Source organism: Pseudomonas yamanorum (assembly GCF_900105735.1).
GTDB lineage: Bacteria > Pseudomonadota > Gammaproteobacteria > Pseudomonadales > Pseudomonadaceae > Aquipseudomonas > Aquipseudomonas yamanorum.
On the sequence record NZ_LT629793.1, the window covers coordinates 1,016,740 to 1,029,778 of the forward strand.

The 13,039-nt window shown below is 61.1% G+C and carries 13 protein-coding genes and 4 tRNA genes; 4 read left to right on the forward strand and 13 right to left on the reverse strand.

Annotation, left to right across the window (positions count from 1 at the left end; translation table 11 throughout):
* The first annotated feature begins 38 nt into the window (after nt 1-38).
* From BLU46_RS05125 to BLU46_RS05135, 3 genes are read left to right on the forward strand one after another with little or no spacing between them, the layout of a single operon-like run.
* The gene (locus BLU46_RS05125) at nt 39-257 is read left to right on the forward strand and encodes a hypothetical protein (protein ID WP_093199343.1); all 219 of its coding nucleotides are present in this window, start codon (nt 39-41) and stop codon (nt 255-257) included.
* A 2-nt stretch (nt 258-259) separates the two neighbouring features.
* The gene (locus BLU46_RS05130) at nt 260-493 is read left to right on the forward strand and encodes a hypothetical protein (protein WP_076014692.1); all 234 of its coding nucleotides are present in this window, start codon (nt 260-262) and stop codon (nt 491-493) included.
* Complete coding sequence (locus BLU46_RS05135) at nt 493-1,629, forward strand: tyrosine-type recombinase/integrase (RefSeq protein ID WP_093199346.1); 1,137 nt, start codon at nt 493-495, stop codon at nt 1,627-1,629. The genes BLU46_RS05130 and BLU46_RS05135 overlap by 1 nt, the downstream gene beginning before the upstream one ends.
* 109 nt (nt 1,630-1,738) lie before the next feature.
* Here the strand turns inward: BLU46_RS05135 and BLU46_RS05140 are convergent.
* Nucleotides 1,739-1,815: transfer RNA gene (locus BLU46_RS05140), tRNA-Val, on the reverse strand.
* Between the two features lie 184 nt (nt 1,816-1,999).
* Between BLU46_RS05140 and BLU46_RS05145 the strand changes: the two genes are divergently transcribed.
* Complete coding sequence (locus BLU46_RS05145; protein WP_093199349.1) at nt 2,000-3,283, forward strand: NAD(P)/FAD-dependent oxidoreductase; 1,284 nt, start codon at nt 2,000-2,002, stop codon at nt 3,281-3,283.
* 162 nt (nt 3,284-3,445) lie between these two features.
* On the opposite strand, the gene BLU46_RS05150 is transcribed toward BLU46_RS05145, so the two are convergent.
* The 12 genes from BLU46_RS05150 to truA all read right to left on the reverse strand — a co-directional run bounded on the left by BLU46_RS05150 (nt 3,446) and on the right by truA (nt 13,014).
* Nucleotides 3,446-3,522, reverse strand: a tRNA-Asp gene (locus BLU46_RS05150).
* Between the two features lie 105 nt (nt 3,523-3,627).
* Nucleotides 3,628-3,704: transfer RNA gene (locus BLU46_RS05155), tRNA-Asp, on the reverse strand.
* A 55-nt stretch (nt 3,705-3,759) separates the two neighbouring features.
* A tRNA-Val gene (locus BLU46_RS05160) sits at nt 3,760-3,835 on the reverse strand.
* Between the two features lie 107 nt (nt 3,836-3,942).
* Nucleotides 3,943-4,707 carry an SDR family oxidoreductase gene (locus BLU46_RS05165; protein WP_081253187.1) on the reverse strand — a complete coding sequence of 255 codons (765 nt, stop codon included), beginning with the start codon at nt 4,705-4,707 and terminating at the stop codon, nt 3,943-3,945.
* 11 nt (nt 4,708-4,718) lie between these two features.
* Nucleotides 4,719-5,930: an O-succinylhomoserine sulfhydrylase gene (locus BLU46_RS05170; RefSeq protein ID WP_017478808.1), complete on the reverse strand. Its 1,212-nt coding sequence runs from the start codon at nt 5,928-5,930 to the stop codon at nt 4,719-4,721.
* A gap of 66 nt (nt 5,931-5,996) precedes the next feature.
* On the reverse strand, nt 5,997-7,502 hold the full coding sequence (purF, locus tag BLU46_RS05175; RefSeq protein WP_017478807.1) for an amidophosphoribosyltransferase: 1,506 nt from the start codon (nt 7,500-7,502) through the stop codon (nt 5,997-5,999).
* 41 nt (nt 7,503-7,543) lie between these two features.
* Nucleotides 7,544-8,101, reverse strand: coding sequence for a CvpA family protein (locus tag BLU46_RS05180; RefSeq protein ID WP_003212681.1), 558 nt, complete (start codon nt 8,099-8,101; stop codon nt 7,544-7,546).
* Between the two features lie 260 nt (nt 8,102-8,361).
* Nucleotides 8,362-9,042: an SPOR domain-containing protein gene (locus BLU46_RS05185; RefSeq protein ID WP_093199353.1), complete on the reverse strand. Its 681-nt coding sequence runs from the start codon at nt 9,040-9,042 to the stop codon at nt 8,362-8,364.
* Nucleotides 9,026-10,333, reverse strand: coding sequence for a bifunctional tetrahydrofolate synthase/dihydrofolate synthase (gene folC / locus BLU46_RS05190; protein WP_093199356.1), 1,308 nt, complete (start codon nt 10,331-10,333; stop codon nt 9,026-9,028). The genes BLU46_RS05185 and folC overlap by 17 nt, the downstream gene beginning before the upstream one ends.
* Nucleotides 10,330-11,250, reverse strand: a complete 921-nt coding sequence (accD, locus tag BLU46_RS05195; RefSeq protein ID WP_003212675.1) for an acetyl-CoA carboxylase, carboxyltransferase subunit beta — start codon at nt 11,248-11,250, stop codon at nt 10,330-10,332. The genes folC and accD overlap by 4 nt, the downstream gene beginning before the upstream one ends.
* Nucleotides 11,251-11,493: 243 nt before the next feature.
* Nucleotides 11,494-12,126: a phosphoribosylanthranilate isomerase gene (locus BLU46_RS05200; RefSeq protein ID WP_063031722.1), complete on the reverse strand. Its 633-nt coding sequence runs from the start codon at nt 12,124-12,126 to the stop codon at nt 11,494-11,496.
* 63 nt (nt 12,127-12,189) lie between these two features.
* A complete protein-coding gene (truA, locus tag BLU46_RS05205; RefSeq protein WP_017478802.1) occupies nt 12,190-13,014 on the reverse strand; it encodes a tRNA pseudouridine(38-40) synthase TruA in 825 nt (274 codons plus the stop codon).
* Nucleotides 13,015-13,039: the final 25 nt, after the last annotated feature.

Consider the following 13,039-nt stretch of genomic DNA (forward strand, 5'->3'; position numbering starts at 1 on the left):
ACCCCACCTTCTGCCGCCCAGCGCGGCAAGGACACCCCATGTTCGCAATCAAACTCACCCTGATCCTGCTGGGCGCTTTGCTGTACCTGGTCGGCACCGCAGGCTGGTTCTTTTGGCTCGGCCCACGCCTTCTGGCGGACGGCGAAACGGCCGACATCCTCTACGCCTTCGCCGGCACCTGCGGCTGGATGCTGATCACCTTCAGCCTGGTCATTCACATCATCAAGACAGCGCGGCCCACGGCCTGCAGGAGGTAGCTATGGCAAAGGTCCTGGCGCAGATTACGGTCAAGCTGCCGCGCCTCATGGAGGCCGGCGAATACAGGAAGTTGCGGTACGTCGGCGGAAAGCCGAGCCTGCAGCAATTGAAAAAATGGATTGAGGATGGCGAAGTGATTGGGGAGGTGAAAGGAGGGATGTATTTCGTCGACGTGCAGGCGGCTGTGATGGGTTCGAGTGACCCGCTGCTGGCCAAAATGCTGGAGCTCGGGTGATGGCGGCCCGGCCCCGCACGCTGCAAAACAGAAAGCTGCCGGCCAACCTGTACCCGAACGGGAAGTACTGGCGGTACCGAAACCCGGTCACCGGCGTGATGACCAGCATCAACCGCCCCTTGGAGGAGGCAATCAAGCTGGCCCGCGCGGCCAATCTCAAGTTCGCCGAACTGGTCGTCGATGACGGTTCGCTTCTGGCTGTACTGACCGGCGACCGCTTGCCTATCGTGAGCAACCTGCTCACGCGATTCGAAGAAGAGTGGCTGCCGGACCGGTCATATGCCGCGCGCACCCTGGAGGAAATCAAGTTCAAGCTTGAGCGGTACCGGCAGGATCTGGGTGACCGGCTGATAGGTCAGCTGGACGTGCTGGCCATGGCCGAGTACCTCGACAACTTCAGCAACAACGCCTACACGAAGCACCGCGGGCTGTGGGTGCAGATCTTCGCCTTTGCGGTGGCCAAGGGCCTGGCCGAGCGTAACAACGCCGAGCTGACCCTGGTGAAGAAAGAAGCCGAGAAGAAGAGGCAGCGCCACACACTCGACGGTTTGAAGTTGATCATCGAGGCGGTGACCACGCCACCCTGGCTGAAGCGGGCAATCCGCCTGGCCCTGGCCAGCCTTCAGCGCCGGGACGACATCGTCACCTGGCTCAAGTCCGCTGCGGATATGGAGAAGAACACGCTCACCGTCTCTCCTGGAAAGACCCAGGGTTATGAAAACCCCGTGCACCTCAAAATCACAATGGGCGCCGCGCTGCGGGAGGTGGTCGGGGAATGCCTGCGCTCGCCGCTCGCGTCGCCCTACCTGATCCACTACAAGCCCAAGGCCCGCCGGCGGGAACAGATCGACGCAAAGGACCACTGGACATCGGTGACGCCTGACTACCTGACCAAGGAGTTCAGCAAAGCCAGGGACGCAGCGCATGCCTACGACCATGTGCCGGCCGGTGAGCGACCCACTTTTCACGAGATCCGCGCATTGGGTGCCTGGCTGTATGAACAACAGAAATTCCCACAGGAATACATCCAGGCGCTCATGGGGCACGCGGACGAGAAGATGACGAAGCACTATCAGGAGGGGCACGACGAAAAGAAGATCGAGTACCTGGAGGTGGGCGCCGAATTGGCGTTCTGAGGTGGGAGTTTTGCAAAAGTTTTGCAAAAGTTTTGCAAATCGCAGACAACAAAAAAGGGCTCACCTTTCGGTGAGCCCTTCTAGACCGCCCAGCAGAGCGGATTTTGTTTGGTAGGCGCGATTGGACTCGAACCAACGACCCCCACCATGTCAAGGTGGTGCTCTAACCAACTGAGCTACGTGCCTGCTGTGAGGCGGCATTCTACGGAATTCCCGAGGGGTGTCAACACCTTTTTTGCAGCTAAGCCTATGAATATGCGAATTTTTTATTTGTGAGCGGCATGACGGTATTTTTCCAGTGGCTGGCAGCGGATTTTCAACTCAGGTAGGATCGGCGCACTCGTAAAAAATATAAAACAGAGGTTCCAGGATGGCGAACACCCCCTACCCCCAGTCGTATTACGCCGCGTCTGCGAATGCGGTACCTCCTCGCCCTGAGCTGCAAGGTGAAGTCGAAACCGATGTGTGCGTGATTGGTGCCGGCTATACCGGGCTTTCCAGCGCGCTGTTCCTGCTGGAGAACGGTTTTCGCGTAACAGTGCTGGAAGCCGCCAAGGTGGGGTTTGGCGCGTCGGGTCGCAACGGCGGGCAAATCGTCAACAGTTACAGCCGTGATATCGATGTGATCGAGCGCAGCGTCGGCCCCAAGCAGGCGCAGTTGCTGGGCGCGATGGCGTTTGAAGGCGGCAAAATCATTCGGGAGCGTGTGTCCAAGTATCAGATCCAGTGCGACTTGAAGGACGGCGGTGTGTTTGCCGCCCTGAATAGCAAGCACATGGGCCACCTGGAGTCGCAGAAGCGCCTGTGGGAGCGCTATGGGCACACTCAGCTGGAGTTGCTGGACGAGCGCCGCATTCGCGAAGTGGTCGCCTGTGACAACTATGTAGGCGGCCTGCTGGACATGAGCGGCGGGCACATTCACCCGCTGAACCTGGCGCTGGGCGAAGCGGTGGCGGTGGAATCACTCGGCGGCACGATCTACGAGCAGTCGGCGGCGATTCGCATTGAACGTGGCGCCAATCCGGTGGTGCATACAGCCCACGGCAAGGTCAGGGCCAAGTTCATTATCGTCGCGGGCAATGCGTATCTCGGGAACCTGGTGCCGGAGCTGGCAGCCAAGTCGATGCCGTGCGGTACGCAGGTCATCACGACTGCGCCACTGGGTGACGAGCTGGCGAAGACGCTGTTACCGCAGGATTACTGCGTCGAGGACTGCAACTATTTGCTGGATTACTACCGACTCACCAGCGACAAGCGCCTGATCTTCGGCGGCGGCGTGGTGTATGGCGCGCGGGACCCGGCGAATATCGAAGCGATCATCCGGCCGAAGATGCTCAAAGCATTCCCGCAGCTCAAGGACGTGAAGATCGACTACGCCTGGACCGGCAATTTCCTACTGACCCTGTCGCGTCTGCCGCAGGTCGGCCGCCTGGGGGACAACATCTATTATTCCCAGGGCTGCAGCGGCCATGGCGTGACGTACACCCACTTGGCAGGCAAGGTACTGGCGGAAGCACTGAGAGGCCAGGCTGAGCGTTTTGATGCGTTTGCCGACCTGCCGCACTACCCTTTCCCGGGCGGGCAACTGTTGCGCACGCCGTTTGCGGCGTTGGGGGCCTGGTATTACGGGCTGCGGGACAAGCTGGGGTTCTGATCCCGGATCGCGGGGCTGGCTTGCCGGCCCCGCATCAAGCACCGAGCCAAATCGCAGACACAAAAAACCCCGGTCTTTCGACCAGGGTCTTTGCTATCGATCCAACCAAGCCATAGGCTTGCTTTGGCGTCTCAAGGCGTTCAGTGGGCCTTGGAACAGATATGGCGCAGCGGACGGGACTCGAACCCGCGACCCCCGGCGTGACAGGCCGGTATTCTAACCGACTGAACTACCGCTGCGTATCGCTCAGACTGCTGAAGTGTCACCTTCAACCGCCTTCAAACATCTGACTGATCAGCCTTGGCTGTTCAATCTCAAATCTGAAACATCAGACCTGGAAAATATGGCGCAGCGGACGGGACTCGAACCCGCGACCCCCGGCGTGACAGGCCGGTATTCTAACCGACTGAACTACCGCTGCGCGTCGGTGCAACCTTTAACGTTGCGTCTTGCCCGAAGGCAAAACTCTCAAGAAGTGGTGGGTGATGACGGGATCGAACCGCCGACCCTCTGCTTGTAAGGCAGATGCTCTCCCAGCTGAGCTAATCACCCTTTGCTTCGTTGAGGCCGCGAAATTTACGCAGGTAGCGGACCTAAGTCAATAGCCTGCTTGAAGTTTTTCTGAAAAAGACAAAATTGCTTCAGCACCGCGACCCGCCCTACTCGCTGTAAATCATCTTCTTGCTCATGCCACCATCAACCACGAACTCCTGGCCAGTCACAAACCCGGCATTGCGCGACAGCAACCACGCCACCATCGCCGCCACGTCTTCCACCGTGCCTACCCTGCCCGCCGGGTGCTGGGCGTGATCGGCATCCGTCAGCGGCTCGGCACGGCGTGCAGCCGGATCACGGGCATCGATCCAGCCCGGGCTGACGGCATTGACCCGCACTTCCGGCCCAAGGCTCATGGCCAGCGCGTGAGTCAGGGCCAGCAAACCGCCCTTGCTCGCTGCGTAAGCCTCCGTATCCGGCTCCGACTGGCGGGCCCGGGTCGACGCCAGGTTAACGATGGCACCACCGTGGGCTCGCAGGTAAGGCGCACAGTGCTTGGCCAGCAGCATCGGCCCACTGAGGTTCACCGCCATTACGCGGTTCCAGTAAGCCAGGTCGAGACTTTCCAGGGTGATATTGCGCGGATCGGCCACCGCCGCATTGCACACCAATGCATCCAGGCGCCCGAACTGGCCAAGCACCTCGGCCACGCCCTGGGCAACCTGCCGCTCATCCGCGACATCCATGGTGATAAACCAGGCATTGTCGCCCAGCACCTTGGACACCTTGGAACCGCGCTCACGATCAAGATCCGTGAGCACCACCTGCCAGCCTTCGCTGATCAGCCAGGCGGCAATGCCCAGGCCGATGCCCCGCGCCGCGCCGGTCACCAATGCGACGCGCCCGTTACTGGCGCCCGCAGCTTCCATGGACCACTCGATCACAGGGCAGCCAACCCACGGGCCAGATCGGCCTGCAAGTCAGCAACGTCTTCCAGGCCGACGGCAATGCGGATCAGGCTGTCGCGGATACCGGCCGCTTCACGCTCCTGCGGCGCCAGGCGGCCGTGGGAGGTAGTGCTTGGATGCGTGATGGTGGTCTTGCTGTCACCCAGGTTGGCGGTGATGGAAATCAGGCGGGTTGCATCGATAAAGCGCCAGGCGCCCTCTTTGCCGCCCTTGACCTCGAAACTCACCACCGCGCCAAAACCACGCTGCTGACGCTGGGCCAACGCGTGTTGCGGGTGGCTCTTGAGGCCGGCGTAGTGGACTTTCTCGATGCCATCCTGCTGCTCCAGCCACTCGGCCAGGGCCTGGGCGTTGGCGCAATGGGCCTTCATCCGCAGGCTCAGGGTTTCCAGGCCTTTGAGGAAGATCCAGGCATTGAACGGGCTCAGGGTCGGGCCGGCAGTGCGCAAGAAGCCCACCACTTCCTTCATCTGCTCGCTGCGACCGGCAACCACACCGCCCATGCAACGACCCTGGCCGTCGATGAACTTGGTGGCAGAATGCACGACGATGTCCGCGCCCAGCTTCAGCGGCTGTTGCAGCGCCGGGGTGCAGAAGCAGTTGTCGACGATCAACATCGCACCCTTGGCGTGAGCCACTTCGGACAATGCGGCGATGTCTACCAGTTCGGCCAACGGATTGGACGGTGACTCCACAAACAGCAATTTGGTGTTGGCCTTGATGGCCGCGTCCCAACCGGACAGGTCCGCCAGTGGCACGTAGTCGACTTCAATGCCAAAGCGCTTGAAGTACTTTTCGAACAGGCTGATGGTGGAACCAAACACACTGCGCGATACCAGGACATGGTCGCCGGCGCTGCACAGGCTCATGACCACCGCGAGAATCGCGGCCATGCCCGTGGCAGTGGCGACAGCTTGCTCGGCGCCTTCCAGCGCGGCGATACGCTCTTCGAACGCACGCACGGTCGGGTTGGTGTAGCGCGAATACACGTTCCCCGGCACTTCACCGGCAAAACGCGCAGCCGCGTCGGCGGCTGTGCGGAACACATAGCTGGAGGTAAAGAACATCGGGTCACCGTGCTCACCTTCCGGGGTGCGGTGCTGGCCGGCGCGCACAGCCAGGGTATCGAAAGCTACGCCATCAAGGTCGCTGTCCAAACGACCGGCATCCCATTCCTGACTCATGCTCTACTCCTCAACTCGAATGCTTTATCAAAGATACAAAACCGGCCCCTCAGGGCCGGTGTCTACTCAGTTGTTGTACAGGTCGATGATCGCGCTGACCGCCTGGGTCTTGATCTTCGAGGAATCGTTACGCGCCTGCTCGATCTTGTTCAGGTAGGCCTCGTCGACATCCCCGGTGACGTACTTGCCGTCGAACACTGCGCAATCGAACTCATCGATCTTGATCTTGCCACCACCGACGGCCTCGATCAGGTCCGGCAGGTCCTGGTAGATCAGCCAGTCGGCGCCGATCAGGTCCGCAACGTCCTGGGTCGAACGGTTGTGGGCGATCAGTTCGTGGGCGCTCGGCATGTCGATGCCGTACACGTTCGGGTAACGCACGGCAGGCGCGGCGGAACAGAAATAAACGTTCTTCGCCCCGGCTTCGCGGGCCATCTGGATGATCTGCTTGCAGGTGGTGCCGCGCACGATAGAGTCATCCACCAGCATCACGTTCTTGCCGCGGAATTCCAGCTCGATCGCGTTGAGCTTCTGGCGTACCGACTTCTTGCGAGCGGCCTGGCCGGGCATGATGAAGGTACGGCCGATGTAGCGGTTCTTGACGAAGCCTTCGCGGAATTTCACGCCCAAGTGGTTCGCCAGCTCCAGCGCTGCGGTGCGGCTGGTGTCCGGAATCGGGATAACCACGTCGATGTCATGGTCAGGACGCTCGCGCAGGATCTTGTCCGCCAGCTTCTCGCCCATGCGCAGACGCGCCTTGTACACCGAAACACCGTCGATGATCGAATCCGGACGCGCCAGGTAGACGTGTTCGAAGATGCACGGGGTGAGTTTCGGGTTCAGTGCGCACTGACGGGTGTGCAACTTGCCGTCTTCAGTGATGTAGACCGCTTCGCCTGGCGCCAGGTCGCGGATCAGGGTGAAGCCCAGCACGTCCAGGGACACGCTCTCGGAAGCGATCATGTACTCGACGCCTTCGTCGGTGTGACGCTGGCCGAACACGATCGGGCGGATGCCGTGGGGGTCGCGGAAACCGACGATGCCGTAGCCGGTCACCATCGCTACGACAGCATAACCACCGACGCAACGGTTGTGCACGTCAGTCACGGCAGCGAACACGTCTTCTTCGGTCGGCTGCAGCTTGCCACGCTGGGCCAGCTCGTGGGCGAACACGTTCAGCAGGACTTCGGAGTCCGAGTTGGTGTTGACGTGGCGCAGGTCAGATTCGTAAATCTCCTTGGCCAGCTGTTCAACGTTGGTCAGGTTACCGTTGTGCGCCAGGGTGATGCCATACGGCGAGTTGACGTAGAACGGCTGGGCTTCGGCCGAGGTCGAGCTGCCCGCTGTCGGGTAGCGCACGTGGCCAATGCCCATGTGCCCGACCAGGCGCTGCATGTGGCGCTGATGGAACACGTCGCGCACCAGACCATTGTCCTTGCGCAGAAATAACCGGCCGTCGTGGCTGGTCACAATACCGGCAGCATCCTGGCCGCGGTGCTGGAGGACGGTTAGCGCGTCATACAGCGCCTGATTCACGTTCGACTTACCGACGATACCGACGATGCCACACATGCGACGCAACCCCTACTTAATGAATCTTGACTGAACACAACTTACTGAGGCGTTTTGGCCGGCAAGAGGTGTTCCTTGAACGGAAGATCAGCGGGTACGCTGATCCCGCTGGCCAGCCACTGACTGCTCCACCCCAAAATGAGGTTTTTGGACCAATCTGCAACCAATAGAAATTTTGGCACGAGTACAGACTCCTGCCACCACGAATCCTGCTGTACCGGCCCCAGGCTCAACAGCCCGACCGCCACGACCACCAGCAAGCCGCCACGCGCGGCGCCGAAAGCCATGCCGAGAAATCGATCGGTCCCGGAAAGGCCGGTGACGCGTATCAATTCGCCGATAAGATAATTGACCATTGCCCCCACCAACAACGTGGCGATGAACATGATGGCGCAGCCCGCGATGACGCGAGCCGAAGGTGTTTCGATGTATCCGGCCAGGTAGACGGACAATGAACCGCCGAACATCCAGGCTACAACTCCTGCGATGATCCATGTCAGCAGCGACAATGCTTCTTTAACGAAGCCGCGGCTCAGACTGATCAAAGCGGAGATGGCGACGATTGCAACGATCGCCCAATCAACCCAGGTAAATGGCACAGTTCAGCCTACAGACGGATAAGGCGGCGCATTTTAGCAGAGCGTCGGGCTATCGGTAAGCTGTGATTGGCTGTGCATTTGAAATCAATGAGTTATAGGGGAATGGAAACCGGCCTGTCGCGGCACACCCAAAACACCTGTGGGAGCGGGCCTGCTCGCGAAGGCGGTGGGCCAGCCAATAAATCTGCTGACTGATACACCGCCTTCGCGAGCAAGCCCGCTCCCACATTGACCGCATTCCAGCTTGAATCCTTGCAGCCTTAGCCTTTTTCGGGCTGGAAGCGAACCACAAAACCCTTGAGCTTTTGCTGGCGATCCAGCGAGTCACGCAGGCGATCCGCCTCGGCGCGCTCGATCAGCGGCCCGACAAATACCCGGTTCTTGCCGTCGGCACTGCGGATATAGGCGTTGTAACCCTGGCTGCGCAGGGTTTTCTGCAAGGCTTCGGCGCTTTCGCGATTGGCCAGGCTGGCCAACTGGATCGACCAACTGATCGGCAAGCCATTCGGATCAATGCGGCTTTGACCGACGTCCGGCTTGCCCGGTGCAGCCGGTTGTGGCGCCACAGGTTTTGGTGCTGGCGCCGGGGCCGCAGGCTTGGCCGCGACTGCCGGAGCAGCAGGCGCAGCAGGCGCAGCAGGCGCAGGCTTCACCACCGGTACGCTCGGCTGAATCGGCATCGACGGCGCTTGCTGTGCAGCCACTTCGTCATCGGTCGGCACCGGCTCTTCTTCCGGCAGCGCTTGCGGCTCGGGAACCACCACCGGCTCGACCTGAACCTGAGGTACCGCGGGCGCCTGGGGCGCAGCCGGGGCCTCGACGGTCACCTGGCGTTGCTCGTCCTGACGGGAAAACAGCATCGGCAGAAAAATCACCGCCAATGCCACCAGAACCAGGGCTCCAACCATTCGCTGCTTGTATGCGCTATCCAGTAATGCCATGTGCAGCTTCCTCCGTGGAGCGCCGGGCCAACCACTCGAGTGCCTCGGCAACACAATAAAATGATCCGAACAACAGAATCTCATCCTCAGACGTCGCAACCGCGCACTGGGCTTCCAGGGCGGCCGTCACGCTTGCATGGGACGTCACCGACGCGCCAAGGTTCTGCAACGCGGCCTGCAACTCGACGGCAGGACGACTGCGGGATGTGTCCAGCGGCGCAACCGCCCAGGCCTGGACGTCGCCCAACAAGGGTGCAACCACACCGTCCAGGTCCTTGTCGGACAGCAACCCGAACACCGCGAGGCGGCGACCGGCGGGCGGCGTAAGTGCCAAGCGCTTGGCCAGGTATTCAGCAGCGTGAGGGTTATGCCCCACATCCAGCAGCAGGTTCAGGCGCTTGCCCTTCCAGTCGAAGCTGCGTCGATCAAGGCGCCCCACCACGCGAGTCGCCTGCAACGTAGCGGCAATCTGCTCGGCATGCCAGGGCAGATCCAGCAACAAATAGGCTTGCAGTGCGAGCGCGGCGTTTTCCATTGGCAGGTTCAGCAGCGGCAGGTCGTGCAATTCAACGGTTTGGCCGCGCGCATCAACTCCGCGCCACTGCCAGAACCGGTCGCCAACCTCGAGATTGAAATCACGCCCACGCAGGAAGAATGGGCAATCCAGCTCGCGCACCTTATCCAACAAGGTATGCGGCGGATCCAGGTCGCCGCACAGTGCAGGCTTGCCCTGGCGGAAAATCCCGGCCTTTTCATAGGCCACGGACTCACGGGTGTTACCCAGATAGTCCGCATGGTCGACACCGATACTGGTGATCAGCGCCAGGTCGGCATCTACCACGTTGACCGTGTCCAGACGCCCGCCCAGGCCGACTTCCAGCACCACCACATCGAGTTGCGCACGCTCGAACAGCCAGAACGCCGCCAGGGTGCCCATCTCGAAATAAGTCAGGGAAATCTCGCCACGCCCGGTATCGAGTGCGGCGAAGGCTTCGCAGAGTTGCTCGTCAGTGGCTTCGACACCATTGAGTTGCACCCGCTCGTTATAGCGCAGCAGGTGCGGCGAGTTGTACACGCCGACCTTCAGGCCCTGAGCTTGCAGCAAGGCCGCGACAAAGGCGCAGGTAGAGCCCTTGCCGTTGGTGCCGGTCACCGTGATCACGCGCGGCGCCGGCCGGCCCAACCCGAGGCGGGCCGCTACCTGTTGCGAGCGCTCCAGGCCCATGTCGATGGCTGACGGATGCAACTGCTCAAGGTAGGCGAGCCATTCGCCCAGGGTACGTTGGGTCATATGTTTGCAGGCACCGGTGGCACGACGATTGGCTCAATTTTAGGCGCGACGTACACAGGTGTCGGCAGGCCCATCATCTGGGCCAGCAGGCTACCCAGGCGTGGGCGCAGTTCGCCGCGGGGAATGATCAGATCGATCGCGCCGTGTTCCAGCAGGAACTCGCTGCGCTGGAAACCTTCCGGCAGTTTTTCACGAACGGTTTGCTCGATAACACGCGGGCCGGCGAAACCGATCAGGGCCTTAGGCTCGCCGACGATAACGTCACCCAACATCGCCAGGCTGGCGGAAACGCCGCCGTAGACCGGGTCGGTCAGCACGGAGATGAACGGAATACCCTCTTCGCGCAGACGCGCCAGTACCGCGGAGGTCTTGGCCATTTGCATCAGGGAAATCAGCGCTTCCTGCATCCGCGCGCCGCCGGACGCCGCGAAGCAGATCATCGGGCAACGGTTTTCCAGGGCGTAGTTGGCGGCACGTACAAAACGCTCGCCAACGATGGCGCCCATGGAACCGCCCATGAAGGAGAATTCGAAGGCGGAAACCACTACTGGCATGCCCAGCAGCTTGCCGCTGACGGAAATCAGCGCGTCCTTCTCACCGGTCTGCTTCTGCGCAGCGGTCAGGCGGTCCTTGTACTTCTTGCCGTCGCGGAATTTCAGACGGTCAACCGGCTCCAGGTCAGCGCCCAGTTCGGAGCGACCATCAGCGTCGAGGAAGATATCAATGCGGGCGCGGGCGCCGATACGCATGTGGTGGTTGCACTTGGGGCAAACGTCCAGGGTCTTTTCCAGCTCCGGGCGGTACAACACCGCGTCGCAGGATGGGCACTTGTGCCAAAGACCTTCAGGAACCGAGCTTTTCTTCACCTCGGAACGCATGATCGAGGGGATCAGTTTGTCTACTAACCAGTTGCTCATGCTTTCTTTCTCCAGTACCGGTGGCTTGAACACAGCCCCGCGTATGCCCTTGAGCTAAATTCATATGTGGCGATGACACAAACTGGACGGGGTCAGACGTTCGACCTGCCATTTCCTGCCTGTGTCCTCAGCCTTCCAGACAACCTGCCGTGCAGGGTTGCCACTTCATTTCCGAGCCTCCCACAGGCGGCGCCGGGCTGTTTTACACAGTGGTAGTTATGGACGGCGGCAGACTGCCAGCCGTCACATCGTCCCACTGCTGTCGCGCACGGCCTGCATGAATGCGCGAATCTTTGCGTGATCCTTGATGCCCCTGGCCTGCTCTACCCCACCGCTGACGTCCACGGCGTAAGGCCGCACCTGCTGGATGGCGCTGGCCACGTTGCCCGGATTCAGGCCGCCCGCCAGGATGATCGGCTTGCTCAGGCCTTCAGGAATCAACGACCAATCAAAAGCCTCGCCGGTGCCACCGGGAACACCTTCGACATAGGTGTCGAGAAGAATCCCGCGCGCCCCGGTATAGGCTGCGCATGCCACCGCGATATCGTCGCCGGCCTTGACCCGCAACGCCTTGATATACGGACGCTGGTAGCTTTCGCACTCGTCAGGGCTTTCATCGCCATGAAACTGCAGCATGTCCAGTTGTACGGCATCTAGGGTTTCATTGAGTTCGCAACGGCTGGCGTTGACGAACAACCCCACGGTAGTCACGAACGGCGGTAGAGCGGCAATGATCGCCCGCGCCTGCAACACATTCACCGCCCGCGGACTTTTGGCGTAAAACACGAAACCGATGGCATCGGCCCCCGCCTCGACCGCCGCCAACGCGTCTTCTATGCGGGTAATCCCGCAAATCTTGCTGCGAACGGCAGACATGTCGATGAAACCTCAGGGCGTGTCCGAGAAAGTCCCGGATGGTAACAAATGCTTTTGAGGGCGTCAGCCGCCAAGTTCGCTGAAACCTGTGAGGAAGTGTGGCCCGATGAACCGCTGGGGCAATTCGAACTCGTCGCGGTACTCCACATCCACCAGGTACAGGCCGAACGGATGCGCCGTGACGCCACCGGTGCGACGAATCCGGCTTTCCAGCACTTCCTTGGCCCACTCCACCGGACGCTCGCCGGTACCGATGGTCATCAGCACCCCGGCGATGTTACGCACCATGTGGTGCAGGAAGGCGCCGGCGCGAATATCCAGCACGATCATCTTGCCGTGGCGCGTCACCCGCAGGTGATGGACTTCCTTGATCGGCGACTTGGCCTGGCACTGGCCGGCACGAAACGCGCTGAAATCATGGATACCCACCAGATGCTGGGCGGCCTCCGCCATGCGCTCGGCATCCAGCGGGCGGTGGTTCCAGGTGATTTCTTCGTTGAGATGGGCCGGGCGGATCTGATCGTTGTAGATCACGTAGCGGTAACGCCGAGCGATAGCCTTGAAGCGCGCATGAAAATCCGCCGGCATCACCTTGGCCCAACTGACGCTGACGTCGTGGGGCAAGTTGATATTGGCGCCCATCACCCACGCCTTCATCGAGCGCTCGGCCTGGGTATCGAAGTGCACCACTTGCCCGCAGGCATGCACGCCGGCGTCGGTACGCCCGGCGCACATCAGCGACACCGGTGAGTCGGCGACCTTCGACAGGGCCTTCTCCAGGGTTTCCTGCACCGTCGGCACGCCGGAGGCCTGGCGCTGCCAGCCGCGATAGCGTGAGCCTTTGTATTCCACGCCCAGGGCGATTCTGAAAAAGCCTGCGGCCGCCATTTCGGCGGCCGCGTTATCTATATTT